Annotated in this window: 28 protein-coding genes and 2 tRNA genes; 17 read left to right on the top strand and 13 right to left on the bottom strand. The window is 48.9% G+C overall.

Features of this window, described 5'->3' with window-relative positions:
• Positions 1 to 139: 139 nt before the first annotated feature.
• The 3 genes from lpxK to R3B84_01220 form a co-directional block, all read right to left on the bottom strand.
• Positions 140 to 1,168: a tetraacyldisaccharide 4'-kinase gene (gene lpxK / locus R3B84_01230; GenBank protein MEZ6139167.1), complete on the bottom strand. Its 1,029-nt coding sequence runs from the start codon at positions 1,166 to 1,168 to the stop codon at positions 140 to 142.
• 55 nt (positions 1,169 to 1,223) lie between these two features.
• Positions 1,224 to 1,856, bottom strand: coding sequence for a hypothetical protein (locus R3B84_01225; GenBank protein MEZ6139166.1), 633 nt, complete (start codon positions 1,854 to 1,856; stop codon positions 1,224 to 1,226).
• Between the two features lie 87 nt (positions 1,857 to 1,943).
• Positions 1,944 to 2,015, bottom strand: a tRNA-Glu gene (locus tag R3B84_01220).
• 179 nt (positions 2,016 to 2,194) lie between these two features.
• On the opposite strand from R3B84_01220, the gene trxA reads away from it, so the two are divergent.
• The 4 genes from trxA to R3B84_01200 all read left to right on the top strand — a co-directional run bounded on the left by trxA (position 2,195) and on the right by R3B84_01200 (position 5,353).
• Positions 2,195 to 2,527 (top strand): thioredoxin, encoded by a 333-nt coding sequence (gene trxA, locus R3B84_01215; protein MEZ6139165.1) that lies wholly within the window; start codon positions 2,195 to 2,197, stop codon positions 2,525 to 2,527.
• A gap of 102 nt (positions 2,528 to 2,629) precedes the next feature.
• Positions 2,630 to 2,700, top strand: a tRNA-Gln gene (locus tag R3B84_01210).
• An 85-nt stretch (positions 2,701 to 2,785) separates the two neighbouring features.
• Entirely contained in the window at positions 2,786 to 3,742 is a 957-nt protein-coding gene (locus tag R3B84_01205; protein MEZ6139164.1) for a hypothetical protein, read from the top strand.
• Between the two features lie 81 nt (positions 3,743 to 3,823).
• Positions 3,824 to 5,353 (top strand): sulfatase-like hydrolase/transferase, encoded by a 1,530-nt coding sequence (locus R3B84_01200; protein ID MEZ6139163.1) that lies wholly within the window; start codon positions 3,824 to 3,826, stop codon positions 5,351 to 5,353.
• Positions 5,354 to 5,442: 89 nt separating this feature from the next.
• Here R3B84_01200 and R3B84_01195 read toward each other — a convergent pair whose 3' ends face one another.
• The 3 genes from R3B84_01195 to R3B84_01185 all read right to left on the bottom strand — a co-directional run bounded on the left by R3B84_01195 (position 5,443) and on the right by R3B84_01185 (position 8,068).
• Positions 5,443 to 6,279 (bottom strand): ferritin-like domain-containing protein, encoded by an 837-nt coding sequence (locus tag R3B84_01195; GenBank protein ID MEZ6139162.1) that lies wholly within the window; start codon positions 6,277 to 6,279, stop codon positions 5,443 to 5,445.
• Between the two features lie 154 nt (positions 6,280 to 6,433).
• On the bottom strand, positions 6,434 to 7,600 hold the full coding sequence (locus R3B84_01190) for a GIY-YIG nuclease family protein (GenBank protein MEZ6139161.1): 1,167 nt from the start codon (positions 7,598 to 7,600) through the stop codon (positions 6,434 to 6,436).
• A 102-nt stretch (positions 7,601 to 7,702) separates the two neighbouring features.
• Positions 7,703 to 8,068 carry a hypothetical protein gene (locus R3B84_01185; GenBank protein MEZ6139160.1) on the bottom strand — a complete coding sequence of 122 codons (366 nt, stop codon included), beginning with the start codon at positions 8,066 to 8,068 and terminating at the stop codon, positions 7,703 to 7,705.
• Positions 8,069 to 8,560: 492 nt separating this feature from the next.
• On the opposite strand from R3B84_01185, the gene R3B84_01180 reads away from it, so the two are divergent.
• The 6 genes from R3B84_01180 to R3B84_01155 all read left to right on the top strand — a co-directional run bounded on the left by R3B84_01180 (position 8,561) and on the right by R3B84_01155 (position 14,188).
• Positions 8,561 to 9,820: an aminotransferase class V-fold PLP-dependent enzyme gene (locus tag R3B84_01180; GenBank protein MEZ6139159.1), complete on the top strand. Its 1,260-nt coding sequence runs from the start codon at positions 8,561 to 8,563 to the stop codon at positions 9,818 to 9,820.
• 272 nt (positions 9,821 to 10,092) lie between these two features.
• The gene (locus R3B84_01175; protein ID MEZ6139158.1) at positions 10,093 to 10,911 is read left to right on the top strand and encodes a DUF1559 domain-containing protein; all 819 of its coding nucleotides are present in this window, start codon (positions 10,093 to 10,095) and stop codon (positions 10,909 to 10,911) included.
• A 162-nt stretch (positions 10,912 to 11,073) separates the two neighbouring features.
• On the top strand, positions 11,074 to 11,241 hold the full coding sequence (gene rpmG, locus R3B84_01170) for a 50S ribosomal protein L33 (GenBank protein ID MEZ6139157.1): 168 nt from the start codon (positions 11,074 to 11,076) through the stop codon (positions 11,239 to 11,241).
• 39 nt (positions 11,242 to 11,280) lie between these two features.
• A complete protein-coding gene (gene rplX / locus R3B84_01165; protein ID MEZ6139156.1) occupies positions 11,281 to 11,631 on the top strand; it encodes a 50S ribosomal protein L24 in 351 nt (116 codons plus the stop codon).
• A gap of 12 nt (positions 11,632 to 11,643) precedes the next feature.
• Positions 11,644 to 11,904, top strand: a complete 261-nt coding sequence (locus R3B84_01160) for a type B 50S ribosomal protein L31 (GenBank protein ID MEZ6139155.1) — start codon at positions 11,644 to 11,646, stop codon at positions 11,902 to 11,904.
• Between the two features lie 295 nt (positions 11,905 to 12,199).
• Positions 12,200 to 14,188, top strand: a complete 1,989-nt coding sequence (locus tag R3B84_01155; GenBank protein ID MEZ6139154.1) for a mechanosensitive ion channel — start codon at positions 12,200 to 12,202, stop codon at positions 14,186 to 14,188.
• 57 nt (positions 14,189 to 14,245) lie between these two features.
• Here R3B84_01155 and R3B84_01150 read toward each other — a convergent pair whose 3' ends face one another.
• The 6 genes from R3B84_01150 to R3B84_01125 form a co-directional block, all read right to left on the bottom strand.
• Positions 14,246 to 16,069: an acetylxylan esterase gene (locus tag R3B84_01150; protein ID MEZ6139153.1), complete on the bottom strand. Its 1,824-nt coding sequence runs from the start codon at positions 16,067 to 16,069 to the stop codon at positions 14,246 to 14,248.
• A 57-nt stretch (positions 16,070 to 16,126) separates the two neighbouring features.
• The gene (locus tag R3B84_01145) at positions 16,127 to 16,567 is read right to left on the bottom strand and encodes an NIF family HAD-type phosphatase (GenBank protein MEZ6139152.1); all 441 of its coding nucleotides are present in this window, start codon (positions 16,565 to 16,567) and stop codon (positions 16,127 to 16,129) included.
• A 92-nt stretch (positions 16,568 to 16,659) separates the two neighbouring features.
• A complete protein-coding gene (locus tag R3B84_01140) occupies positions 16,660 to 17,220 on the bottom strand; it encodes a hypothetical protein (GenBank protein ID MEZ6139151.1) in 561 nt (186 codons plus the stop codon).
• 77 nt (positions 17,221 to 17,297) lie between these two features.
• Positions 17,298 to 17,897, bottom strand: coding sequence for a riboflavin synthase (locus tag R3B84_01135; protein ID MEZ6139150.1), 600 nt, complete (start codon positions 17,895 to 17,897; stop codon positions 17,298 to 17,300).
• A gap of 1 nt (position 17,898) precedes the next feature.
• Entirely contained in the window at positions 17,899 to 18,954 is a 1,056-nt protein-coding gene (gene purM, locus R3B84_01130; protein MEZ6139149.1) for a phosphoribosylformylglycinamidine cyclo-ligase, read from the bottom strand.
• A gap of 112 nt (positions 18,955 to 19,066) precedes the next feature.
• Positions 19,067 to 19,672, bottom strand: coding sequence for a hypothetical protein (locus tag R3B84_01125; protein ID MEZ6139148.1), 606 nt, complete (start codon positions 19,670 to 19,672; stop codon positions 19,067 to 19,069).
• Positions 19,673 to 19,934: 262 nt separating this feature from the next.
• Here R3B84_01125 and R3B84_01120 point away from each other — a divergent pair, with 262 nt between their 5' ends.
• The 4 genes from R3B84_01120 (at position 19,935) to R3B84_01105 (ending at position 22,764) form a co-directional block, all read left to right on the top strand.
• A complete protein-coding gene (locus R3B84_01120; GenBank protein MEZ6139147.1) occupies positions 19,935 to 20,963 on the top strand; it encodes a DUF3500 domain-containing protein in 1,029 nt (342 codons plus the stop codon).
• A 52-nt stretch (positions 20,964 to 21,015) separates the two neighbouring features.
• Positions 21,016 to 21,597 carry a hypothetical protein gene (locus tag R3B84_01115; protein ID MEZ6139146.1) on the top strand — a complete coding sequence of 194 codons (582 nt, stop codon included), beginning with the start codon at positions 21,016 to 21,018 and terminating at the stop codon, positions 21,595 to 21,597.
• A gap of 182 nt (positions 21,598 to 21,779) precedes the next feature.
• Positions 21,780 to 22,388: a DUF4241 domain-containing protein gene (locus R3B84_01110; GenBank protein ID MEZ6139145.1), complete on the top strand. Its 609-nt coding sequence runs from the start codon at positions 21,780 to 21,782 to the stop codon at positions 22,386 to 22,388.
• Between the two features lie 34 nt (positions 22,389 to 22,422).
• Positions 22,423 to 22,764 (top strand): hypothetical protein, encoded by a 342-nt coding sequence (locus R3B84_01105; GenBank protein MEZ6139144.1) that lies wholly within the window; start codon positions 22,423 to 22,425, stop codon positions 22,762 to 22,764.
• Between the two features lie 77 nt (positions 22,765 to 22,841).
• Here the strand turns inward: R3B84_01105 and R3B84_01100 are convergent, their stop codons facing one another.
• Positions 22,842 to 23,843, bottom strand: a complete 1,002-nt coding sequence (locus R3B84_01100; GenBank protein ID MEZ6139143.1) for a DUF1559 domain-containing protein — start codon at positions 23,841 to 23,843, stop codon at positions 22,842 to 22,844.
• A 311-nt stretch (positions 23,844 to 24,154) separates the two neighbouring features.
• On the opposite strand from R3B84_01100, the gene hisC reads away from it, so the two are divergent.
• The 3 genes from hisC to R3B84_01085 are packed head-to-tail and all read left to right on the top strand — an operon-like array spanning position 24,155 to position 26,061.
• Entirely contained in the window at positions 24,155 to 25,204 is a 1,050-nt protein-coding gene (gene hisC, locus R3B84_01095) for a histidinol-phosphate transaminase (protein ID MEZ6139142.1), read from the top strand.
• Between the two features lie 39 nt (positions 25,205 to 25,243).
• Positions 25,244 to 25,831, top strand: coding sequence for an imidazoleglycerol-phosphate dehydratase HisB (hisB, locus tag R3B84_01090; protein ID MEZ6139141.1), 588 nt, complete (start codon positions 25,244 to 25,246; stop codon positions 25,829 to 25,831).
• Positions 25,832 to 25,854: 23 nt separating this feature from the next.
• Positions 25,855 to 26,061 (top strand): hypothetical protein, encoded by a 207-nt coding sequence (locus tag R3B84_01085; GenBank protein ID MEZ6139140.1) that lies wholly within the window; start codon positions 25,855 to 25,857, stop codon positions 26,059 to 26,061.
• Positions 26,062 to 26,073 lie beyond the last annotated feature (12 nt).

The raw sequence follows: 26,073 nt of genomic DNA, 5'->3' as shown, positions 1-26,073 counted from the left end.
TTCAGGCATTCATCGAGAATCTGAAGGTGGGAAGGATTAATGAGTACAAGGATTCTATATAAAAGGTTGGCTATATTGCTTTGAGATCTTCAAAGATTATTTGATGGTTATTCCTTGAACGCGACTGCTCTAGCGTGTTCTACAACGCTGCTTGCAATACTTTTTCCTCAAACTCGGGCAGGTTGTCAATTTCCAGCCCCACGCGCAGTGCGTACAGTGGGTGACCGGAAATGCCGTTCAGGCGGATTTTTACCCAGTCTTTCTGTGTGGTAATCACCGGCATATCCGGTGGTAATTTTTTTACCCACTCCTGCAGCGAAAAAATGTCCGTTTTCTGGTAGGCATAGTGGTCTGGATATTCCCGAAATTGCACCACCTGACAGCCCAGGTGCTGCAAAGTGGTGCGGAAACTTTCCGGGTTGCCAATGCCACAAAACGCCGCAACCTCTTTTCCAGAAAGTAGTTGAGGCGATTCAGAGGATTCGCCATTGAGCAGTTCCACTGGTTGGTGGGTGCTGCGAAAAACAGGCACACCGGGGGCATATTGTTCTGCGAGCTTCTGAAACATTGTTTCTGTGTGCCCTGAATCGCAGTGAGTCAGTAGGATGATCGATGCCCGCTTTAACTGATACAGTGGTTCCCGCAACGTCCCACGTGGGAAAAGGTGGCCCATCCCTTCATCGGTGGTATCGAGCAACACAATATTGCAATCGCGGTGCAGTTTGCGGTGCTGCATCCCATCATCCAGCACAATGACTTCGGTTTCCAGCTCTTCAATGGCGGTTTGGGCCAGTTCCACCCGATTTTTCCCCTGTAGGTGGGGCACATCGGGCAGATTTTCTTCCAGTAACAGGGCCTCATCATTGCGACCAGTTTCGTTTCCGTAACCTCTACTCAGAATCGTGGTCGTCAGGCCAGCTTCCGTCAGAATCCGACAAACAAGTTCGACGCACGGAGTTTTACCCGTACCACCTACCGTTAAATTGCCCACGCTGATCACGGGCACACCCACGCGGGTAACATTCCTGCCACGATCAAACTGGCGATTGCGGTAGCGGATGCCGATTCCATAACCAAGAGAAGCCAGCCAGAATGCATTTCGCCAGAGAAACGGCCCCACCCCTTTGTCCTGGTGGGTAATAATTGCCCGCCAGCGTTCCGGTTTCATGAAATTGCTCTAAAAAATGAGAAAAACTAATGAGTAATTGGTGAGAATTGCGACACTACCCATTTGCGGGTGCGGATGGAGGCTCGGTGGCGGCAATCTGTGGTTTTGGTGCGGGGGCACTGGCACGCTTCTTGGCATCTTCGGCCTGTTCTTTCCCATAGAGAACCAAAAATACCCCGGCTGCCACCATAACAATCCCTGCAAGAATCTTCCAGTTAGGCATTTCCAGGCCAAAGTGCCACGGATTGCCCGGTTTTGGGTGCCACACACTACTGAGAATCGTGTTAATAATTGGTGCCAGTCCAAAAATCATCGGGGCGATCAGCAGACGATAGGAAGACGGATTGAACGTGGGATTGAGTTTCTGTGCTTCGGCACCAGCAGCCATTGCTGCTTTGCTGGCGAAAATCACGCAGATTGCACCAATGGCACCCGCAATGCCAGCCAGACAGCTGAAAACCAGGCCGGTGGTTTTCATGGGCGGCCATTCATCGGCACCACTCAGGAACCTGGCCATCGGAAAAACCACTGCCATTACGAAGTAGGCCATGCCCACGCACAGAATCGCCATCATTCTGCTGCTGGGTTTGCCGCCGAATTCGGAACCACCGTAAAAAATAATGGGAACGTAGGTGCCCCAGGCAAGTCCAGCAAAAACGACATAACCCCACCAAGGGATGTTGCTCATGGTGCGTCCTCTATGAAAAAAACATGAAAGCCAAAAGTGACTTCAGCCAAAAAAAAAGCCCACGGTGGTAAACCGTGAGCTTCACAATGACCCTAACGGGACTCGAACCCGTGTCGCAGCCTTGAAAGGGCTGTGTCCTAACCGCTAGACGATAGGGCCGTCTTGGTCTTTAAGTTTTAGGGCTGGAAAATGCCCGCGTCAAGGGTAGGATGAATCCTTTCTACAAGAAAGTACTCCAAAACTGAAACCAGAACGGTTCCAGCGATTCGGCACCGACAAATGTGTGGGTAAGTCAACGCCGATGAAATAGTTTCCCGCACCTGACCGAGGATAGACAGATGGCGAACGAACATGTTCACGAATTTACCGAAGGAAAATGGACGGAAGAAGTAGTCAACAGTGATGTGCCTGTTGTTGTTGACTTCTGGGCACCTTGGTGCGGTCCATGTCGTGCTTTGTCGCCAATTATCGACAAAGTTGCGGCTAGTTTCGCAGGTAAAGTGAAAGTGGGTAAATTGAATACCGACGAAAATCCCGATGTGGCGGCACAATACTCCGTGAATACGATCCCACGGATCATGATTTTCAAAGGCAGCGACCAACCAGTCAAGTCGATGGTGGGTTTACAGTCCGAACAGGCACTTTCAGACGCCATCAACAGCGTCTTATAATCTTCGTTAGAAATCCGGCTTGCCAGTTTTTCACTGGTTGGCTATCTTAATTACACAGAGAGCGAACCACTTGACCAGTTGGTGCGTCTATCTGTGTACCACTACCCGGTAGTGTAACGGTAGCACAAGAGGTTTTGGTCCTCTTTGTCTAGGTTCGAATCCTAGCCGGGTAATTTTGGATTGATTCACAACAATTAACTCCACATTTTCATTTTTCTCTCATATTTCATTGTGTCACCAACTGACTGAGGGGAATCGTTGAAACCAATTGATCTGCATGCCATTAAAACATTCCCACTGGCAGAACGTCCCAGCAAAGTGAATCTGGGTGATTTGGGCAAATTGCAGCAGTCTTATCAGGCAATGAAGCCTTTTTTCGAAAATCTCCCCCACCAGTTCGGTGCGGTGTCTTTCCGGAAATTACGTGATCATCTTTTACGCTGCCAGCGAGACAAGCGTTGGGCTGCTGCCGCAATTGGTGGGCATGTCATCAAAGTGGGTTGTTCCCCCTATCTGATCGACTGGATGGATCTGGGAATCATCAAATCGCTGGCAATGAACGGTTCTGCAGCAATTCACGATGTGGAACTGGCGATTGCAGGAAAAACCAGCGAAGATGTGGCACCACAGTTGAAGAAAGGCGAATTTGGCATGGCTATGGAAACGGCTGCTGCTTTTGCTGGTGCTGTGAAAACCTGTACCACAGATGTGGGGCTGGGAAATGCCCTGGGGCGCTGGATTGATGAGAATAATTGCCCCAACAAACAGGCCAGTGTGGTCTGGCAAGCTTACCGCCTTGGGGTGCCTTGTACGATTCATGTGGCACTGGGTACCGATATCGTGCACATGCACCCCCACGTTGACGGTGCGGCACTTGGTTTGGGCAGTATGACCGATTTTCGGATCATCTGTGCCATTGTGAACCAGATGCAGGAAGGATTGTGGCTGAACATCGGCAGTGCGGTGGTAATGCCGGAGGTATTTCTGAAAGCGGTGGCAGTCGCAGCCAACCTGGGGGCTGATCTCAGTGGGCTGATTACCGCCAACATGGATAAAGAAGCGAAATACCGCACCCGCATGAATGTCTTAAGCAGGCCTTCTGCCGAAGGGATCGAACTGATCGGCCACCACGAAATCAATTTACCTTTGCTGCACGCCGCCGTCCGTGCGGAACTCGATCCATCTTGGAACAATTCTTTTCCGCTATTCCATTGAATCTGTTATGATCGCCATTTAACTTTTTCATCAACAACTGACATTCGTTTTAGCAAAACGAATCTTCAAGAGTCTACCTTAATGCGCTTCTCCATACTGTTCTCATGCCTTGTTGTTTTTCATTTTCTGCTGAGCGTTGCTGGTGCGGAAGAACGGGCTCCTAACATTCTCTACATTTTCACTGACGACCAGAGTTTTCGCACGATTAGCTGTTATCCCCGATGTTACAGCTTTGCCAACACACCCAATATCGACCGACTTGCCAAACAGGGCGTCCGGTTCGACCAGGCTTACATTGGCGCCAAATGCGTGCCATCACGAGCAACTGCGTTGACGGGCCGACTTCAATTTGCAGCCACTTCCAATCAGGATGGCACCAGCGTGAATGGGAACCTTTATTGGTTCCCAACAATTCGGGAGAAAGGTTATTTCACCGGAATGATTGGTAAGTGGCACTGGGGTGCTGGTAAAAAAGGAGCAGAAGCTCATCAACATGGCACATCGTGGGATTGGTCGGTGATCTGGGACCATCCCGATCCGGAATCTGGTGGGTACTATTACGATCAGAAAGTCATGATCAACGGTGCAGCGCCGGTTCCACTGGGAGGCTATAGTACGGACCGCTACACCGATTACACGGAGACTTTCATCAAAGAGCGGGCAAAAACACCCAATAAGCCCTGGTTTTACTGGCTCTGTTATGGTGGTGTCCATGGCCCTTACACGCCCGCTGAACGGCACTTGGGAACAATGAAAGATAAGCCTGAAACTTCCATTCCAGCAGATATATGGGGCCCTCGACCGGGCAAGCCCGCCCACTTTCAGGACAGTAAGTGGAAAAAGGGAGATGATGGCAAACCTTATTTCCAACGTAAATCACTGGATTTCTGGGTCAAACAACAAAATGAGGCTGTTGCTGCGATTGATGAGGGTGTGGGCAGAATCATGAAGGTGCTTGAAGAGACAGGTCAGCTGGATAACACCATCATTGTGTTCACTTCCGATCAGGGTTACACCTGGGGCGATCATGGCCTCAAAGGAAAAATCGATCCCTACGAAACCGCAATTCGATCTCCATTTATCGTGTCATACCCGAAACGATTTCCCAAAGGTAAGGTATGTAAAGCTCCGATCAATGGTCCGGATGTCATTCGTACGTTTCATTCATGGGCTAAAGCAGAGCCTCAGCAGTTTATGCCAGGCAGGGACATTACTCCACTCATTATGAATCCTGAATCGGAACAGGTGCTCAAGGAATGGAGCAAAGTTCCAACCATGATGACCTATGTCCACAATCGTTATGAGCCAACCGAAATGGCGAAGCGACTGAAAGGCAAGAAGTGGGAAGAGTGTATGTATGGCAAAGATACCCCATGGTATTTCTTAATTCTTGTTGAAAATTTCAAATACACTCGTTATGCCCACCCAGATCGTATCGAAGAACTTTATGATCTGGAGAAAGACCCAGAAGAACTGGACAATCTGGCGATCAAAAAAGAGTTTCAAGCGAAACTACGCACGATGAGAACGGCTTGTATTCAATCGCTCAAGGATCATGGTGGGGGTGTCTTCGTTGAGTTCCTGCCGAAACCCAAGAAAATTGAAAAATGAAAATTAATTCATATTTAGATCTTCGCCCGGCTCGGTGCTGATCTGCACCAAACGTGAATCAAACGAAATAAAACATTGAAGTACAGCTCTCAATCGATCTGTTTGTGGGATGGCCTGAATTTTGTCAACGCGGCAGTGGAAATACTGTGCTGGCCAATTGATTGTCTGTCCCACTGATATCGGTCTGGTGACATCAATCTCCAGGCAAAGCGCATTTTCCCCCAGACCGCACGCCAAAAACGATGAAAATTGTATCCACCAGCACGTAATACTTTTCGATGTCCAACCCACACTGCGATTGTGATCGCGGTGAAGGCGATGCGGTGGAAAACCATTGTCAGTTGGAGAAGCAATTTGGAGCGGCGACGGTGCAGAATTGCAAGTCGTTCACACTGAAAGCGGATGTGTGCGACCTCATCTGCAAGAATCTGTTCGCAAATTCTCCGAAGGACTGGTGATTTCGTCGCACGCCTCAACGCGTTGTAATACACCATTGCATGCGTTTCAACCATTACTACAGGAGTTGCCCACACTTCCATGCGTGGAAAAGCGTAACGAATTTTTCGAAATAATGTGTCACCCCAATCCGATTCTGCTCGCTTGATGCCAGCCAGGTCCAGAAACTTACCAAGATCCCCGCCATGGCGTTGTTCTTCAGCAATAAACAATCGCACCGCATCAATAAATTCAGGATCATTAATGGTTATTGCGTAATGTTTCGCTGCTGCCAGTAAATGGGAACCGTCGGAGGTTTCGCCAAGTTGCCATCCCCGTAAAGATGCAGAAATAGTGGCAAGTTCTTCATCTGACGTACCCGCACCTGTTTCCCAGGGGATTTCTCGCAATTCCCTGGCATTTTGCTCGTAGTACGTTACCCACTCTGATGAAAGCTGGACATGGGGTAATTTGTCTGGGCTATTTGCCATCTGGGCTATCCTTTTGTGACTTTCGAATTGAAAAACTTCCATTCAAATATTCAGGATGCTATCAGAGAATCAATGGGTTTACAAGCACTTCCTGCAAAAACTGCCATTGAGAATTGTGGGGAGAAGTACCTGAGAACTCGTCAGCAGTTTTTGATCACTTCAGATTTGCTTTCCCATGCAACATTTCCCGTGGGATGCATTTCGCCCGCTCTGCTGGATATTTTGTCAGCCAGGCGGAAACCAGCAGCACAAAATCTGTTTCCCCAGGTGCAGGACGCAGCTTCGTGGCAATTTCAAAGCTTTGGTCGATCTGTTCGCGGGCAATCGCCAGTTGTTTCCGGTTTGCCGGTGCTTCAAGCGTGCCAATAATCTGGCCACGGAGAATCACATACCACGTGGTGCTGCCGGTGGCACTTTCGACCGGATAAATGAAAGTATTCTCACGTCTGGAATCCCGCAACCAATTCAAACGATTATTCAACCATTCAAATGATTGCATCTGATCGCGCAGGTGGGCCGCACGTTCAAATTGCATTAATTTGGACGCACGTGCCATTTCCCGCTGCAAATGATCCAGCGGTGCTTTGGTGCGACCATCCAGAAACGACCGCACTTTTTTGATCGCACTGGCATATTCTGCCTGGGTGCATTCTGCCGCACATGGCCCCAGGCACGAAGCAATTTCATGGCGAAAACAGTGGGGCGTTCGCACAATCGGAAACAGCTCCGGTTCTTCGGCGTAGTGGGTCGGGACGGTTGCAGAACAATCCCGCAGGTGGTACCAGTGATTCAAGGTCCTGACCACCACTTTAGCGAATCCTGCCCCACGGAAGGGGCCGTAGATCGCTTTTTCATTCCCTTGTGGGGCACGTTTAACGGCCAGCGTGGGGGCAGCGTGGTTTGTAACAACAATGTAACAATAGCGTTTGCGGTCGGTCACACCCATCACATTGAATCGTGGCCGGTGCCGCTGAATCAGTTCGAGTTCCCGTGCCAGAGAGCCAAATTCATCGCTGATCGTCTCCCACACGAGGCGACGGGTGTGGCGTAAGATTCGGCCTGCTTTCGGGTCGCGGGTTTTCTTGCGAAAATAGCTCATCAGGCGGGCACGCAGGCACTTCGATTTGCCCACGTAGATCAGTTTGCCGGTGCGATCAAACATCCCATACACGCCGGGCACCTTGGGGGCATTTTCCCGCACCGCAGGCAGGAAATCCTCTTCCTTTTTCCCCAGGTGACTGGCAAGCTGCGGCTGATAGGTGGAAGGGTATAACCGTGTTGGTCCAAAACCCAGAAATACTTCCGTGTTGTCGAGCTTCATGTTTCCTGCCGTGAAAACCACATGAAGATTGTACGCGAAAGGAGAAAAAATCTCCAATGTTTCTTCCCGAGAGGCAGGAAAGTGACGAGGGCAGAAAACCGATTAGTTCTTTTTGAAGCTGAGTGAAGTGCCATCCGAATCAGAAACGGTCAACATGTCCCCACTGATTTGGCACTTTTCTACGTGGCGTTTCCGCCCACCAAGTGCCCGATTGAGGTTCCAGGTAACACTATCTCCCATTCCAAGCGAATACTTACCAGTGTAAACATTCCCCATCACATCGTACACCATGCTGCCATCGGTACGAAACTCCAGCCGAATCACCCCATGGGGGACTCGTTGTCCCTTCACTGTCCCTGCGTAATTTGACCAGGATGTGCCTTCCAATTTTCCTTTGTTTTTGCTGCAGCCGCTCATGCCAACAAGAACAACCAACGAGAAACAGGCGACGAGTGCCGTTTTCATCATTTTCCCCCACAAATCGCGATGCCTTTAACCTGACTTGCTGATGATGCAGTATCAACAAATCAACGAATCTGTTGTAACATAGAATCCGAATTTAGCGGTTGCAGCGATTTTTCTTGCCAAATTGAGTGATTTTCTTTGGGCGGAGAATGTCATTACCAATTAGGCAATACGACATGTTCTGGCAAAAAATTAAGATTATTCCGATGATGATGTCCGCTTTCTGTCTTGGATGCGTGTTTGGTAGGCAGAGTGTTTCCAATTTCATCACTCTGGAGAAAGATATGCCATTTACATTGATGAAAGGGACTTTCAAGCCAGTTGCGGGACAGCCTGACAGCACAGTGCCTACAGAACCGATTTGCTGCCCATATTGACTGGATTACATCATAGAGTGATCTCATTTATCATGAATAAACCTAGGGCTTCAGCGCCTTCGCTAGCTGTGGGTGGGGGAGCTACCTTTTCCGTCCCACAGTTAGCTATAATTTCGGGATGGAAACAGCTATTGATCCGAATTCCGATCGTGCCTGGGCTGCTGCAACCGCCCAGATGATCCAGGACCCGACCATCGTTAATTTAAACACTGGATCATTTGGGCCGCTGCCAAGATCGGTGTTTGAACGTGGCCAGGAACTGCGCCGCCAGTTGGCTGCAGAGCCCACGCATTTCTTTATTCGCCAATTACCCGATCTTCTGTGGGAGGCACGAACGGCCCTGGCCGACTATCTGGGCACATTCCCAGCTCAACTGGTATTCACCTCCAATGTTTCCTGTGCCATCAATCTGGTGGCCAGTGGGCTGCGGCTTTCCTCCCCAGGTGAAATCCTGCTGACTGACCACGAATATGGTGCGATGCACTGGTGCTGGCAGCGTGCAGCACGACGACAAGGGTTGACCTTCCGCACGTTCCCATTGCCGCACCATCCGGTGGAACCACAGGAAATTGTGGATGCAGCTGTCAAAGCGATGACTCGCCACACAAGACTGCTGTTTTTCAGCCATGTGTTATCCCCAACAGGTATGGTGCTGCCTGCACAGCAATTGTGTGCCGCTGCCCGCGAACGTGGGATCATTTCTGTCGTGGATGGTGCCCACGCACCTGCAATGATTCCCCTGAATGTGTCCCACGTGGGGGCGGACTATTACACTGGCAATTGCCATAAATGGCTGCTGGCACCCAGTGGGGCTGGTTTTCTGGCAGCCACACCCGGAATGGCCGAACGACTGGAGCCACTGCAGGTGAGCTGGGGCTATTACCCCGATCAGTACCCGATTGGCACTTCCGCAAATGCGAATGCCGACCGCAACGCCCGCGACCAGTTTGGGTCCACCCCGAATATTCGTCATCTGGAATTTGAAGGCACACGCGACCCCGTGCCGTGGCTGTGCATCCCGCAGGCGATTGCATTTCAGGAAACTCTTGGTCGAGACCGCATTCGCCAGCGAATTGCTGCCCTGGTGCAGCACACACGTGTTGCTTTTGCGGGGCTGGGGCTGCTACCAGCCACGCCGATTCACCCGGAAATGCATGGGTCACTCACTGGCTTTCATTTACCATGGACCGATCGTGCGGTCGCAAATCCGTTGCGGGAGGCAATCTGGAAGCACCGGATTGAAGTGCCGATTATCGAACGTCCAGACCGCCTGATGATTCGGATTTCGACGCACTTTTACAATCAGACCCACGAAATTGATCAGTTGGTGGGCATTTTGCCCGCAATATTTGAAGCAATCCATCAAAGTCGCAAGTGAAGCATAACCTTCTGGTTATATAATAGTGGTTTTTTGCCTTTTCCCCACCAGAACCAACTTTTTCCGACTTTTTTCCGCCATTTGGCAATTTTCACCCAAAAAGCCAATCAGTGCGGGCTGCCAAAAGGATATATATTAAGCGGTGGTACAAATGTGATGTACTCATAACCACCCACGTGGGTGATTTTGCTTCGCACTGCGTTTAGCCTGCACACTTTCTGCAAACATTTCACGTGCGAATCCGTTAGCATGGTTATGGGAGGAACTCAGCCATGAAAAATCGATATGCCTTTACACTAATCGAACTCCTGGTGGTGATCGCCATCATTGCAATATTAATAGGATTGCTTCTGCCTGCTGTTCAGAAGGTGCGGGAAGCCGCCAACCGTGCGAAATGTGCGGGCAATCTCAAACAGACGGGACTTGCCATGCACAACTTTCATGATGTGCACCAGCGATTACCCCATGGTGGGAATCATGAGATTAATTTGTCTTATGCCAACGATGACCACCGCGAATACTGGACGTGGGCCTACCATATTTTACCGATGATTGAACAGGACAATCTGCATAGGACGGTGGATTTTAATGTGATCTATCGCACACCGATCAACATGTATTATTGTCCCTCGCGACGGGCACCACGTATGTATGGCAGTTTTGCAAACATAGATTACGCCAGTAACGCGGGCACCCTCGAGCCAGGTACGAATGGAGTGATTGCACGCACAGATCATCAACCGAATCGTTTTGCCGATATCACCGATGGGACATCCAATACGGTGCTGGTGGGTGAAAAACAGATGAATCTGGCGATGTTTGGCCAGGTGTATGATGATAACGAGCCGTTTGTGAATTCCGGCTGGAATGAAGATTACGAAGTTTATCGCACTGCCGTGGCAGTACCAGCCCGCGATTTTCGCACCCCGAACGACATAACAAGCCCCACACGATTTGGTTCCTCCCACGTGGGGGTGTTGAATGTGGTTATGTGCGATGGCTCCCTGCGTCCGATCCGATTTAACATCGATTTGACAACATTTCAAAGAATGTGCATCAGAAACGATGGTCAGACGGTGGAACTGCCGTAAATTCACGTTACCGTGTTGCCAACTTCACCACGGAACAACCTGCTGCAAGAGTTGAATGCCGAAAGACGGAAATATTTCGGTCGGAATGGGCTAAAAATTATGAATTACCCACTTTCCGTTCCAGTGGGCAACACCTAAGCTAATAGGCTTGGAGGATGATCAATGGCAAAGAAATCCAAAGATGTGCGCGCTCATATCAAGCTGAAAAGCTCTGAAAGCGATCACTGCTATTTTGTGGAAAAGAATCGGAATAACACCAAGGCACGCCTGGAATTGCGGAAGTATGATCCCAAGGTCCGGAAACACGTGCTGTACAAAGAATCGAAGTAGGCCTGATCCCCAGGTGGGGCAGGAAGAGAGATAGTTCCAATGCACATTAAAGTAAACGATTTGGTCGAAGTGATTGCAGGTGCCGATAAAGGCAAACGCGGCCAGGTATTGAGCATCGACCGGAAAAACAACAAGATCACCGTGCAAACGGTGAATCTGGTTTATCGCCACCTGCGGAAATCGCAGCAAAGCCCCCAGGGTGGTCGACTGTCGAAGGAAATGCCAATCAGCATTTCCAATGTGTTGCTGATTGATCCAGCAACCAACAAGCCAACCCGCGTGGGTGTTCGCTATCTGGAAGATGGTTCGAAGGAACTGTTCGCCAAAGGCAGCAAAGCAGCCATCCGTAAGTTAAGCAAAGCCAACCCAAAATACGCCAAGAAAGCATAATCTGGAGCCACCATGAAAAAAGATATTCATCCGATGTATCGTGAAGTGGTGTTTCTGGACGCTGCCGCTGAGTTCAGCGTTCTGACCCGATCTTCAGTGAAAACCGATCAGACGATCGAGTGGAAAGATGGCAAAACTTATCCGCTGGTCCGTGTTGATATTTCCAGTGCATCCCACCCGTTCTTTACGGGTAAGATGAAACTGGTGGACGCTACCGGCCAGATCGAACGTTTCCGCAAGAAGTTTGCCAAGTTCGAAAAGAAAACCAGTTGATACCCACGCGGTATTGACTTTCCATTTTCATCGGCACCTTCCGAACGGTTTTTCCATTTGAACCATAGACGACTTATTTGTGCTGAAATACTGTATATTTCATTACACACCAGCCAAAATATGAGTGAATCTTCATCAAGTGTGATGCCATCTCAGTCTCGTGGTTGACAGCACCTCCAATGTTGGGTATCAACCGAATCCGACAACTTTTTCTGTTTTGCCTAAAATAACTTCGGACAGGGAGGTCCAAACGGTAATGTTGTTCACCAGGAATCTGCTACGTCGAGTGTTGATCATGTTCTTTGCAAGCATTGTGTTGATCATAGGAGTAATTTTCCCCACCGAATGGGTGCAGGAGAGTGGTACACAGTTACAGGCACAACCGAAAGGGCCGGTAACGGATGCGGAAAAAATTGCCAGCAGTCGGCGTTCGCTTCAGGAAGACAAAGCAGAACTTGCGAAAATCAAAAAAGATCTGGATAGTCCTACCAGCGATTATCGGAAGGCAGAAAGCGATTTTCAGCAACTCGATCAGAAATACAGTGATTTAAAGAAAAAAATTGAACAGTACACCAAAGAAAACATGGTGGCAGAATTGAATGCTGCCACCACCGAACTGAAATCGATTGAAGAAAACTGGAAGTTGGCGAAAGAACGGTTTAATACAGCCATTGAACAGCGCAAGGTGATGCAGGAAAAAGTGGAGGCACTCAACGAACGAATTGCTACCACTCAGAAAATGCTGGATGAATTGGAAGGCAAAACCCCACCGGTGGTGCCAAAAAAAGAGAATCCGACGAAAAAAGACCCACCAGCAAAAGAGCCGGTCACCAATACCACAGCTTCCAAATTACCCACCAATCCGCTGATGCCCAGCCTGGGGCAATCCAGCAACACTGCCGCACCCGTGGCAAGTGATACAGAAGAAGACGACAGGGTGATTGAAGCCCGCAAGCGCCTCGAAATGGAATCGCAGGAATTGGCTACTGCGGAAAGCAAATTAGCTGCCGTGGAAGCCCGCATCAAAGTCATCAGCGAAAATATGGCTTTGGAGCAACGATTGCTGGATACCGAACAGCAGAAAATTTCTCAGGCAGAAGAGGCAATCAACAAGCACACCGAACAGTTACGTGGGCCGGAAGCAGCGGACCCGGATGCCCGCACCAAAATCTTTCAGTTGATTGACGATGCCAAGTCCCGTCTTGCCAAATCTCGTGAAGAGATGGTGAAGATTAATGAGCGACTGACAAAATTGCGTCAGGAACTGGAAGTTGCCCGTGGGGAGCAAAAATTAGCCGCACAGTTAGTGGCAACAGAGCGTGCTCAGGTGGCACAGGCAGAAAAAGAACTGAATCAACTGTTGAACCCACTGACCGTGCGAAATATCACTCGTTGGATTATGGATAAAGGCCCCAGCGTTCTGGGGGTATTGCTGGTTACATTACTATTGTTGTTCCTGGTGCGATACTGCACCCGCTATATTGTCACGTTTGTTTCCCGTCACAACCAGCGTGGCAGTTTTTCCGAACGGGAAAACCGTGCGATGACACTGGTGGGGGTAGTACGCTACACTGCAACTACCGTAATCCTGATTACTGGCAGCATTGTGTTGCTGGATACTTTAGGAGTGCCGATTGTTCCACTGATGGGGGGTGCAGCGGTACTGGGTCTGGCGATTGCCTTCGGTGCCCAAAACCTGATCCGCGATTATTTCACCGGCTTTATGATTCTGCTGGAAGATCAATATGGCATTGGCGACATTATAAAAATTGGCTCGATTGCTGGAGTGGTAGAACGAATTACCCTGCGGATTACCGTGCTGCGAGACCTGGAAGGTGTCCTGCATTTTATCCCACATGGCTCGATTACGAATGTCAGTAATCTTACCCACGGCTGGTCGCGGGCGTTGTTCGATATTCCGATTTCTTACAGTGCGAATGTCGATCACATCATCAGTGTGCTGAAAAAAATTGCCGAAGAGGCACGTTACGACCCAGACCTTGGCCCGAAGATCATCGAAGATATGGAAATGCTGGGTGTGGAAGAGTTTGCTGAATCTGCGGTGATCATTCGTTTCGTGATGAAAACCCGCCCGGTACAGCAATGGAATGTCAAAAGGGAAATGTTGCGTCGGATTAAGAACAAATTCGATCAGTTGGGGATCGAAATTCCATTCAATCAGATTACCGTCCACACCGCCGACAAACCGACTGGATTTGAACCCCACCCGGGTCATAACAGAACAAACCCACCCCACACCACGAAGACCCACCAGAACAGCTAGACCAGTTCGAGAGAATGAAGTGGTTTTGATCCCATGTGCAGCATTGATGTGGGGATATCATTTGTTGCTGGTCTGCCACCACAATTTCCTGAAAACTGGCTTGGAGCCTGCCCAGTTTTTACTGCCGATCAGTTTTTCCCCTTTGTCGTAATACGCCCGGAACGACAGTAAGTCGATATTCGACCAGTTGGATAGCCTCTTGCCCGAACTATCTCGAAAATCTGTTGGTTTCAACGAAACAGTTTGTGGGATCTTGCCACCATTCAGTTGAATCGTTGCCACCAATTCCCGTTGCTTGCCACGATACTGCCGGAAAAAATTCTCCGTCAGCACAATCACGAGTTCGTTTGGCTTTTCAGTTTGGACGTCAATCGTAAGCATGTTGTGTGCTTTCCCACGCCACTTCGGGTCAGAAAGTTTCCTCGTTGAAAACTCCCAGTGGTGGGGGTTTTCAGAAGATAATCGATACCAATCTCCCCACCCGTGTTGAAAATCTTCAATGATTGGATCGGTTTTGTCTGTGGCAGAAACTGATTTGGCTACGAGTGTTTTCGGTGCTGCCAGATGAAGCATGGAACTGATCGCATATCGTTCTGTGGGCGGACTTTGTGGTGCCGAGTTGGCTTTTTGTATCTTGTACACCACATTGGCGAAAGCAAATAGTGGTTGTTCCACACTCATCACAGGCAGTTTACTCGTCCACGTGTCTCCCAGTTTCGTTGCTTCTGCAGATCGCCAGAATCTTGCACGTGGATCAGGGTCAAGAGAGTAGTAAACATGAACTTCAGTAACATCCTGCAACGAATCCGGCCGGACTTCGAATTGTGGGATGTGGTCACTCGTTTCCAGGTTTAAGTTGGTTTGAGGTGTCTTCGGAAACGAAAAGTCACCTTTGAGATATTGGTCGAACCATAACGGCCTCGTGACAGCAAATTCCGGAGTGAATCGATGATTCATATGTGGTGTGAAGGAATACCGTACCTTTTGATGCGGGATCAGTTCACCTGTACGATAGGTGTCATCCATGATACCGTGAAAATCATTCGTTGCACCCAGCCAAAGCAGCGGGGCAGTAATTTGTCTGGCATAAGATTCAAATCCGATCGTGGCATCAAACAATTTGACGTCACCATTCGGCGTTTGTGGTTTGTATTCTGGAAGCAGCGGCCACGGTTGAGTTCGAAATCCAGAACCACCCACCGAAGGTGCCGCAGCCTTGACGCGATTATCGCTGCCAGCAACGTATACTGTTAAATTGCCACCCATCGAATGCCCGTAGACGCCAAGTTTTTCGGCATCGACTTCAGGTTGTTGTTCTAAAAATGTCAGACCACGTCTGGCACCAAGTGTCAGCAGATACCAGTTGTTATTTCGGGGGGAATCAAAAGGATCCAGATACTTGTCGCCTGGCTTGAGGTTGAAGTATCCTGGTACATTCTGCTGGGTAGGATCCACAGCTCCCCAATCTGTATTCGGATCTCCCGCCATCGCACCTTCCATTTCCCGACCACCCCAATTAATCGAAAGACAGGGGTAACCACGCCTGGCGTAAAACTCGACTTCATGCAGAAATGCCCGCTGACCACCACCATGTAGATGCATTAATGCAGCAGTCTTCTTCGTCCCCTTGGGAAAAGCGTAAAATGCTGCCATTTGAGCAGACTTACCTTTGAACATGCCAATTTGAAACGTGACGTACCTGTATACAATCCTCTCTTTTTCCCACTCCCGCACGACCTTTACTTCAAGGGCATCTTTTCGAGGATCGAAGTCGGCGAAAAGCTCCGTTACCGTAGTGGGGGGAATTGGTTTGTCGTCGGCAGTGACTGGAAATAAGTAAGAAAGCCCGAACAGAATAGTCCAGATCTTCAGTGTCATCATGATTCTCCACTGTCGTACCGTTTATTGCTCTAAGTTGTTTTCTGGTAACAGCTTACATTAACGATTCGCGAGCAGTGATTCAAGTTTCTTCTGTACCTGCTTCAGTTCAAAATCATCCCCACCGTCCCATGCCTTAATCGGAAGCCACAGGCTTCGTTGATCTGGCCTGATCCAGCCTTCATCGTCATCGATCAGCAATACTTCCTGGGGATCAGCATCGATTACGAATGACAAATCTTTAAATTCTCCGACCCAATTGATGAATTCAAGGCGATCGAACAACTCCGATGGTACTTGTCCAACCATCTTCAAATCTGAAATAACCGATCGAGCGTCAGCTTCTTCGACTGTGCTGAAAATAGCCACGCGCTCGAATTGTTGATGACAAAAATGCAGGAACTCATCAAGCCCAGGCCGTGGTTGCCCACTCATGGCATTGTCGATCAGAGTGCGTTCCAGATCCAGCGCAAGCACTTTGATTTTAGCGGGTCGAGACACGCTCAATTCATTCTCCAGGAGGAGTGTGAAAAGAATACAGCTTTCAAAAGCTATTTTCAGTATTAAAATGAAACTGTTGAAGAAAAATATCCTTACAACTCCATTAAATTGTGTACAGGCCACCCCAAACCAAGTGCATTCAGAAAATCTACTAGCTGGTGTACCTGTCCACGACAGCATTGATCGTCCGGATAAGCTTTGCCATATTCTATGAGGTTCTCAATATAATCAGGATTAGTCCAATCGATTTCCCAAGTTTGATAATAATTCGAAATTCTACTTGCATCAACAGAAAACAGTTGGGCTACTTTGTTGTAATCTCCTCGCCATTGTTGTTGATCGTCATGAGTTTCTTCATCATATGTTTCCCAGAACTTTCTACTTACAGAGAAGAAATCAACATAGTCATTATTTTCACAAAGCATGTATTCCCAAATTGTTGCAGCCTGGTAAAGTGCTTCCAGGCGTGTCGTAAAAATACGATGCAGATCGTCGAGAATTACAGTACAATTCCCCATGATAGCAAGATGATTTTTTCCCTCGTAGTAGAGCATGTAGCCATGTGTGGGTGTCTTTGACTTTACTTTTTTGTAATGTGGTAAATAATCAGCAAGTGTGGTGTTCGGATAGCAATATATTGTTGCAAATGACATTCGAACCTCTCATATGATATTATTCAATACCTAACTGTGAATATGATTCATTGAAATAAGTCCGTTGCATGCTTCGATTATGCGCGATAAGGATTTGTCATCAGTAGCCGCGCGACGTGCTTTGCCAGCATGTCAAACTCCAGGTTTACGAGGTCTCCCACCTGCTTGAAGCCCAGTGTCGTAATCGCCTGAGTGTGGGGGATCAGCATCACATTAAAGCGACTCTCATGAACCGATACCACGGTGAGACTGATGCCATCGATGGCTATACTCCCTTTCGGGATGAGTAATGAACTCATTTCCGACGTGGTTCCAAACCAGATGTCATCCCAGTCTCCTGAGCGTTGACGCTGGACGATGGTGCCAACCTGATCAATATGGCCCTGGACAAAATGCCCACCGATGCGGTCGCCAACACGTAATGAACGTTCCAGATTTACCTGATTTCCTGGCTGCAAACTACCCAGGTTGGTGCGTAACAATGTTTCCGGTCCCACATCAAACGCGATTACTTCCCCTTCGATTGATACCGCAGTAAGGCAGACACCGTTGACTGCAATGCTTTCACCCAGTGTCACTTCGTGGGAAAACGTGGACCGCACCTGAATGCGGCATCCAACCTGTTCGTGGTGGGTATGAACCACTGTTCCTAACTGTTCCACTAATCCGGTAAACATGTTATGCCCACTCGACAATCGGATCACCAGCAACAATTTCACCAATTGGCCACGAGGGAATCTCGTGCTGTTGCAATACGGCTTGAATCCCAGCCACCAGATCGGCGGCTACCACCATGGTGTAGCCAATGCCACAATTGAAGACGCGATCCATTTCTGCTTCGGCCACGTTGCCATGGTTCTGCAACCAGGTGAAAATTGGCGGCATTGGCCAGCTACCACGACGAACAACTGCTTTATGGCCTGCATGCAGCACCCGTGGCAGGTTATCCACAATTCCCCCACCGGTAATGTGGGCCATGCCATGAACCGCCGGGCGATGTTTTGCCAATACATCCAGCACTGCCTGCACATAGATTTTCGTGGGGGTCAACAACGCATCGCCAATCGTCTGATCCAGTTCTGGTACAAACTGATCCACTGGAAGTTGGGCATGGTCAAAGGCAATTTTCCGAGCCAGACTGTAACCATTCGAATGCAGGCCGGTGGAAGCTAATCCCAGCACCACATCACCCTTCTGGATAGTGCTGCCATCAATAATGTGGCTTTTTTCAACCACGGCAACCACAAAACCTGCGGTATCAAAATCGCCTGGGGCATAGAAGTCCGGCAGAATGGCCGTTTCGCCACCCGTCAGGGCACAACCCGCCTGCACGCACCCTTCGGCCATGCCGGCAACTAATTGTTCCGCCAGCAGTGGGTCGTCTTTCGGCATCGCCAGATAGTCCAGAAACACCAGTGGTTTCGCCCCGTAGCAAAGGGCATCGTTGACCGACATCGCTACCAGATCGATCCCCACGGTATCGAAACGGTTCAGCATGCTGGCAACTTTCAACTTGGTGCCCACCCCATCGGTGCAGGTGACCAGGATGGGGTGCTGGTAGCCTTCTTTTGCCAGTGCCTGAATATCCAGTTGAAACAGGGAGGCAAAGCCACCGAAACTGCCAAGCACTCCTGGTGTGTGGGAACGCTTGACCAGTTGGCCAATCCGGCCAATAGTGTTTTCGTAAATATCTAAGTCTAATCCCGCACTGCGGTAATCAATGGAAGGTGGCATGAAACAAACAATTCCCTGTGTTCAACGTACAATTGTTCGTTTTAGCGACAGGGAAAAATTCGGCTGATGGAATATGAAAATCAAGGGGAAGCAGACCGCAATTACCAGGAAATCACGACCGGGTACCGAAATACCCTGCCACGATCGCTGTTAACGCGGTATGGGCCGCCACCGTATCGATTTTATTCAGCATTGTCGGGTTGATGAACACATCAATAATCAGTTCCACAACCAGTGCGAACATCGACAGCAGTGCCAGCCAGGCTTGAAACGACTGGAAAACGGCTGCATTTTTGAATGGAAAAATGCGTAGAAAATGGCCAAAAAAGAAGCCACCAAACAACGCACCCATGTAATATTGCCATTCGCGGGGCTTCAACCCGGTGGGAGTCAACCGGCCAAACCGTTCTGGCATTTGCAGTGCAAGGTAAGCCACTATGGCACCAGTAATCAATACGATCACGACGCGAATGGTCCCTTTGGGTAAACCCAGCGGACTGCCCGCTTCTTCACTGTGATCAATACTTTTTCCGTGGGACACGAAAAATACCATCACCAGGCCCAGCAGAAAGTACAGATTCAGCGGGATTGGCATTGACTTGGTATCTGGCAGCAACAGCAGTAGCCAGAAGGAAAACATGATCTGCAACGACATTAAACCGCGGACACTCCCTGGGGGCAGGCCCAATGGATACCGCACATCTCGATTTGCATTCATCTGTCCTACTCCCGAAAGTTCCGAAAAAACTCACTTACCCACCATGATATTCGTTTCGTGGGGTAGTTGATTGTGGGAAAATTCCCCGTCAAGGAATAATTCCGGCACGAAATTGACGATTTTCGCCACTTTATGTGGGTGCGAAAAGCCCAAACAATCAAAAATTCATGAGAATGAAATGAAAATTTTCAGATTTTGTTTGCGTGGATCGCCCCCATGTGGGGTAAAATGCAAATCCAACCTTTAATACTGGAGAATGTACATGGATCGCACCTTTCAAGAAACATGTCCCGAATGCGTCAGCGTTGATCGTCGTGATTTCGTTCGAACCGTCGCATTAGGTGGTGTGGCAATGGGTCTGGCAGGTAACTTGTTGTTACCCACAGCAGCCCGTGCAGAAATCGGCCCCATGCCCCGCGTGGTGAATACCGTGGCGGAAGACCTGGTCAAAGAATTAATGGCCGGCCTGAACGACACCCAGAAGAAAGCAGTGGTGAAACCATGGATGGATCGTCGGCGAAAGGTGGTGAATCCGAACCGTGCTCTCGACAAAACCATTGGCACCGTTTACACCAAAGCACAGCAGGATCTCGTTTTAAAGGTTGTCAAAGCAATTGCAGCAGATGAAAAGGCAATGCACGTGATTTCCCGTGCAGGCACCTGGGATAATTCCAAAACCTTCGAAAACTGCGGTGCGGACCTGTTTGTTGATGAAAGCGGCAAAAAATTCGCTTTTCTGTTCAGCGGTCACCACCTGACGATTCGGTGCGATGGTGATTCTGAAGAAGGTGCCGCTTTCGGTGGGCCAATTTATTACGGCCATACCCCCAACGGTTACAGCGATCGTAACGTATTCGCATATCAAACGAAAGAAGTGGCACGCGTCTTCGATGCACTGGATGAAAAACAACGCAAACTGGCGTTAATCACCAAAGGTACTCCAGGCGAAGGTGAAAAATCGGTCATTTTGACTCCGAAAGCCGCTACCCGACCTGGAATTGCCTATAAAGCACTCTCCAACGATCAGCAGGAACTGGTCGACATGGTGCTGAAAACCATTCTCTCGCCATTCCGTCAACAGGATGGCAATGAAGTTGTTGACATCATCAAGGCCACCGGTGGGATGGAAAAAGTACATCTTGCCTTTTACGGTGAAGGGCATGAAGGCACCGAAACCGACAACAAGCAACCCTGGAGTTTCTGGCGTCTGGAAGGCCCAGGGATGGTATGGAACTTCCGTGTTCTCCCCCACGTGCATACGTTTGTGAACATTTCCAGCAAAGTCGGCTAATCCTCAAGTGGTTTTTCGTGCCCACAGAATTGCTTTGAGTGGATGATTTTACGTGCAACTGCCGCAGTTAGTGCATGTCGATGGTCGCACCACGGTGCGGCCGGAAATCGAGCCAGGGGTTCTTTTCCCTGGCTCATTTAACCCCTTACATATCGGGCACTTACGTCTGGCGAAGCTGGCCGAACTTCGCACCGGACGTGTGGTTCATTTTGAACTGAGCATTCGCAACGTCGACAAGCCACCCCTGACACAAGAAATAATTTCGCAGCGGAAGGCACAATTCCATCAGGTGGCACCACTATGGCTGACGGATGCCCCCACGTTTCTGGAAAAGGTGACGCTATTCCCCGGCTGGCAGTTTGTGTTAGGAATGGACACTGCAGTACGGCTAATTGACGCAAAGTACTATCAGAAAGGCAGTTATGGGCTGGATGCTGCCCGGGATGCCTTTCTTGCGTGCGGCACGCGATTTCTGGTGGCAGGTCGAGTGGATGCGGCTGGTCAATTTCGGACAGGATCGGAACTTTCCCCACCTGCAGGGTGGGAGAGTTTGCTGGAAGTTCTTACAGAACAAGACTTTCGGGAAGATATCTCTTCTTCAGAGTTGCGCCAGGCGAACCCCCAGAATGGCTGAATTGGATTTGGGATAGAATGAAATTGACAGGTTGCTGGAAAGGTCTCGTTTCTTTAGTAACCGATATCTTTTCGATGCACATGATGCTTAATTTGCGGTCGGTTTGATACCAGAGGTGGAGGGGCTGACTGACCGCAAGTGACTGGAAATCCACATTACATTCGATCAAAATGAGAATCCCGATGGAACTACCCAGCAATTCTCTCTGGAATGCCTTCATTGAAGGGTATCAATTCCACACCTGTGACGGTGAATGTGTCACTACTCGTATCGTCGATGCTGGTACTCTTATACTGCCTACTGGCCGTATCGTTGTTACTGATCCTTTTCTTGATCCATTCAGCAAGCCCTTTACAGTAAGGGTACCGCCTGGAGCTTATCCCGTAATGTTGTCCTTGATTAAGGAGGATGTTGCGTTAGTTTTGGTTAGTTTCAGTGAAGGCAATCCTGTGTTATGGCTAGAGACGAAGCCCGATTGCTTTTCAGTTGACAGTGCACATGGCTGTTTGATGGACCATAAAATCGCCAGGTTTCTCAGGAAACAAGCTAAACACAACAAATACGATAAATACTACCACCGTTTTGAAGATGCATTGGCAGAGAACAGTGGGATTTCGGGTAACTATTGTTTTGATTCGGTATCTGGAGCGAATATCATCCTGTTCCACACGTGGGGTGGGGATGGCACTTATCCATCATTTTTTGGATACAATGCTGAAAACAAACTCGTTTGTCTAGTCACCGATATGTTTCTCGGCATCGAACAAGTTCTCGATGTACATGATGCTTAATTTGCAGTCGGTTTGATACCAGAGGCAATATTTGATGAAAAACCAACCCAGCCGGAAGTGGGTGATTATGTTTTCCTTTGTGGGCTCCGTGGCGGGTCTGACCGCACCGATTGGTGCGGCAATTTTGATGAGAGAATTTTCACGATTGACTGCTGGCTATTTAATGGCTGGCATTGTTTCCGGAGGTGCAGTGGCTGGTGCATTCGCAGGTGCCATCATTGGAATCAAACAGGCACGCAAATTGCCAGCGCAGGTCGTTGTGAAAAATATATCCCGTGGGCTGCTAAACTCATTTCTGTTCGGCAGCCTGGCAGGGATTCTTTTGTCGGCAATTTATGGGTTCTTTTTAAGCCTGATCATCCCACGTGCAGGGTAAAATCTGCTCGAATCCACTGGAATAGTTGTTGGAATTTTGATCTTAGTGCAATCTCATCAACTATCTTCGTCTGTGTACTAATCGAAGGTAACTGTTTCGCCGCCTGCTCGAGTAGTTAAAGCGCTCAACGTCCAGAGTGAAGTGTTTGTCGTCATGGTTCTAATTGAACCATCTGCAAGACCAAATACCGCAACACCTGGATGAAAACTATAAAACAAAAAGCTGTGTTCGTTCGTTGCATTTATTCTCATCTGACCACCATATGGTGTGGTTAACGCTCCAGTACACCATAATCTCCTTCGGCCGATTTCGTACGGATTATCGTTAGTTGCCCAAGCCCCTCCTTGTGCTCGAGCGCAGTTAGATAATGATTTGTTGGCTACTGCAGGTGTCATTTTGCCATCCCTCCAGACATCCTCTCGCCCTGCACACTCACCAATCAAGATGGTATTAGATAATCCATCTGTCACCATTGCAAAAGTAGATTGAGGTTCGGGAACAGGTCGCATTACTCCATAAAGTGATGTTGGAGAATTACTTAATGGTGGCAGACCAAGTGCGACCAGTTCAATATTCATATCTGAATGGACTCCTTCCGGCAGAAAATAATCGGTTGTAGCGCCTTTCTTGCGTGGTGGAGAATCGTTTTTGTCCTGAAAACGCTTTGGATTGGGTGCAGATGGGCATTGCATGATTTTCACATGTGTCATCACTATTCCTGTTTCTGCTACTGGATCACCTTGTTCCCACCAGTTCAGTGCTAGGTTAAAACCACTTGTTCCACCAACCATATTACCCTGTTCCAGATATGGAAATAGATCAAGTGCCCAACTGCGTGCACCCGCTACTCCCGGAATTGCATTCGCTTCAGTTCGCTTCGAATTTGGTAAATTGCCATTCGCGTTTTCATAGTTGTGCATGGCGAGCACAATTTGCTTGATATTGTTCTGGCAGGAAATCCGGTTGGCTGCTTCCCTTACTTTTTGTACGGCAGGCAATAATAAACCAATCAAAATAGCAATGATTGCGATGACAACCAAAAGTTCGATTAAGGTAAAAGCAGTTCTTCGTTCAGACATGGTGACAAATCTCAATTAACTAACTAGACTGCTAAATCTGCAATTTTTGTGCCATTGAAAAATTGCGAACATTTTCCCACAAATCCACATTTTGAAGGTGATCACGATCAAGACTTGGACATTTATTGCCATTGAATGAGAAAAAAATGGCCAAGCTTGTTCAATTCTTCTGGGTAGTTCCCGAACAGGTTTTGTGAAGAAATTAACTCTACAGAGATATTCAGATCGTCTGGACTGCAGGAAGCGGAACACAGCGTAGTTTGGGCCCCTATCATAAATTAATCGAATGTGGGAAGAGGGAATCGGCGGCAATGTCTGATATTCGTGAAAATGTTTTGTCGATGCGTGGTTACACACCTGGCGAGCAGCCACGTGGGCAGCAAATATTAAAACTCAATACAAACGAAAATCCCTATCCTCCTTCACCGCATGTATTTACGGCGATTCAGGAAGCATTAACGCCAGATCGCCTGCGTAAGTACCCCGAACCACGTGGGGATACTTTTCGGCAGGCAGCGGCCCAGGTGCTGAACATCGATCCAAATTCCATTCTGATTGGAAACGGCTCGGACGATCTGCTAACCATCCTGACGCGAGTATATGTGCCCGAAAAAGGCCTGATGGTTTCCCCCACACCAAGCTATATTCTCTATCGCACGCTGGCAGAGATTCAGGGGGCACGTTTTGTGCAGGTGCCGTTCACCTCAGACTGGCAACTTCCCGATCCGTGGCCCGTTCAACAGGCCCACCTGACCCTGGTGCCTAATCCCAATTCACCATCAGGAACAATGGTTTCCCACGCCAGCCTGCGGCAGATTGCCGAATTGTCGCCATTGGTGCTGGATGAAGCATACGCCGATTTCGCCGACAGCAATGGCCTGCAACTAGCTTCGAAACGAATCATTGTCACGCGGTCATTCAGTAAATCGTACTCGCTGGCGGGGATTCGCTTTGGGTTTGCCATTGCCGATCCGTCTGTGATCCATGAGTGCGAAAAGGTCAAAGATTCGTACAACTGTGATGTGATGTCGCTGGCAGCAGCTACGGCAGCAATTCAGGATCAGGACTACATGGCCCAGGTGCGGCAGAAAATTCGCAACACCCGCACCCGTTTGCAGCCAATTATGGAAAATCTGGGCTTCCAGGTCACGGAAAGCCACGCCAATTTTCTCTGGTGCACCCGCACCGATCAACCGGTGGAGCCAATCTACCAGGCACTGAAACAGCGGGGCATCCTGATTCGCTACATGAATTATGGCGAACATGGCGATGGTCTGCGAGTGACCATTGGTACTGATGAGCAGATCGATTTCTTTGTGCAGGAACTGACAACGATTCTGGCTTCGTGTAAGATAACTTAAGATTCATTTCTGAAGCATTGTCGAGGTTTTGAGATACCGATGCAGCGTGTTGCCGAAATCAGCAGAAAAACGCAGGAAACCGACATCCAATTATCCATTAATCTGGATGGCACCGGTGCGGCAACCGTGGCAACTGGAGTGGGCTTTTTCGACCACATGCTGACCCACCTGGCGAAACACAGCCTGATTGACCTGACCGTGCATTGCACTGGCGACCTGCACATTGATGCCCACCACACTGTTGAGGATGTGGGAATCTGTTTTGGGAAAGCACTGGTGCAGGCACTCGGAACCAAGCAGGGCATTCGCCGATATGGGGATCGCACGCTGCCAATGGATGATAGCATGGTAACGGCTGCGATCGATTTGAGCGGTCGGCCGTACCTCATCTGGAAAGTAGTAGTGCCCAACGAAACATTAGGACAATTTCATTCTTCCCTTGGGGAAGAATTCTGGCGGGCAGTTTCTTCTGCAGGATTATTCAATCTGCACGTGGTGCTGCACCATGGCACGAACGCCCACCATATTCTGGAAGCCAGCTTTAAGGCAATTGCCCAGGCATTGCGGTTCGCCATTGAATTTGACCCGCGGTCGAACGCGATTCCTTCGACCAAGGGTGTTCTTTAAACTTCATTAATCACGAGGTCTTCATGTCTGCCGATCTACAACAAGCCAAAATGAAAGAGTTTATGCAACTGCTGCCACTGACGCTGGAACTGGCGGGGCTACCGAAAGCGGAAGCGGGCAGAATTTTTACCGAAGGCCAGATGGAAGTGCGAATGAATACCATCAAGAATTCGTTCAAACTGGCGAAACAATTGTTGCTGGAAATCAGCAAACCAAGTGAAACTGCCTGATAGTTGATCGAT

This window comes from Zavarzinella sp. (assembly GCA_041399155.1).
Classification (GTDB): domain Bacteria; phylum Planctomycetota; class Planctomycetia; order Gemmatales; family Gemmataceae; genus JAWKTI01.
This window is presented reverse-complemented; position numbering and strand designations above follow the sequence as displayed.

Coding starts and splice junctions, on each gene's coding strand:
- lpxK (MEZ6139167.1), bottom strand. CDS start 1,168: ATGAAACCGGAACGCTGGCGGGCAATTATTACCCACCAGGACAAAGGG.
- R3B84_01225 (MEZ6139166.1), bottom strand. CDS start 1,856: ATGAGCAACATCCCTTGGTGGGGTTATGTCGTTTTTGCTGGACTTGCC.
- trxA (MEZ6139165.1), top strand. CDS start 2,195: ATGGCGAACGAACATGTTCACGAATTTACCGAAGGAAAATGGACGGAA.
- R3B84_01200 (MEZ6139163.1), top strand. CDS start 3,824: ATGCGCTTCTCCATACTGTTCTCATGCCTTGTTGTTTTTCATTTTCTG.
- R3B84_01195 (MEZ6139162.1), bottom strand. CDS start 6,279: ATGGCAAATAGCCCAGACAAATTACCCCATGTCCAGCTTTCATCAGAG.
- R3B84_01190 (MEZ6139161.1), bottom strand. CDS start 7,600: ATGAAGCTCGACAACACGGAAGTATTTCTGGGTTTTGGACCAACACGG.
- R3B84_01185 (MEZ6139160.1), bottom strand. CDS start 8,068: ATGATGAAAACGGCACTCGTCGCCTGTTTCTCGTTGGTTGTTCTTGTT.
- R3B84_01180 (MEZ6139159.1), top strand. CDS start 8,561: ATGGAAACAGCTATTGATCCGAATTCCGATCGTGCCTGGGCTGCTGCA.
- R3B84_01175 (MEZ6139158.1), top strand. CDS start 10,093: ATGAAAAATCGATATGCCTTTACACTAATCGAACTCCTGGTGGTGATC.
- rpmG (MEZ6139157.1), top strand. CDS start 11,074: ATGGCAAAGAAATCCAAAGATGTGCGCGCTCATATCAAGCTGAAAAGC.
- rplX (MEZ6139156.1), top strand. CDS start 11,281: ATGCACATTAAAGTAAACGATTTGGTCGAAGTGATTGCAGGTGCCGAT.
- R3B84_01160 (MEZ6139155.1), top strand. CDS start 11,644: ATGAAAAAAGATATTCATCCGATGTATCGTGAAGTGGTGTTTCTGGAC.
- R3B84_01155 (MEZ6139154.1), top strand. CDS start 12,200: ATGTTCTTTGCAAGCATTGTGTTGATCATAGGAGTAATTTTCCCCACC.
- R3B84_01150 (MEZ6139153.1), bottom strand. CDS start 16,069: ATGATGACACTGAAGATCTGGACTATTCTGTTCGGGCTTTCTTACTTA.
- R3B84_01140 (MEZ6139151.1), bottom strand. CDS start 17,220: ATGTCATTTGCAACAATATATTGCTATCCGAACACCACACTTGCTGAT.
- R3B84_01135 (MEZ6139150.1), bottom strand. CDS start 17,897: ATGTTTACCGGATTAGTGGAACAGTTAGGAACAGTGGTTCATACCCAC.
- purM (MEZ6139149.1), bottom strand. CDS start 18,954: ATGCCACCTTCCATTGATTACCGCAGTGCGGGATTAGACTTAGATATT.
- R3B84_01125 (MEZ6139148.1), bottom strand. CDS start 19,672: ATGAATGCAAATCGAGATGTGCGGTATCCATTGGGCCTGCCCCCAGGG.
- R3B84_01120 (MEZ6139147.1), top strand. CDS start 19,935: ATGGATCGCACCTTTCAAGAAACATGTCCCGAATGCGTCAGCGTTGAT.
- R3B84_01110 (MEZ6139145.1), top strand. CDS start 21,780: ATGGAACTACCCAGCAATTCTCTCTGGAATGCCTTCATTGAAGGGTAT.
- R3B84_01105 (MEZ6139144.1), top strand. CDS start 22,423: ATGAAAAACCAACCCAGCCGGAAGTGGGTGATTATGTTTTCCTTTGTG.
- R3B84_01100 (MEZ6139143.1), bottom strand. CDS start 23,843: ATGTCTGAACGAAGAACTGCTTTTACCTTAATCGAACTTTTGGTTGTC.
- hisC (MEZ6139142.1), top strand. CDS start 24,155: ATGTCTGATATTCGTGAAAATGTTTTGTCGATGCGTGGTTACACACCT.
- hisB (MEZ6139141.1), top strand. CDS start 25,244: ATGCAGCGTGTTGCCGAAATCAGCAGAAAAACGCAGGAAACCGACATC.
- R3B84_01085 (MEZ6139140.1), top strand. CDS start 25,855: ATGTCTGCCGATCTACAACAAGCCAAAATGAAAGAGTTTATGCAACTG.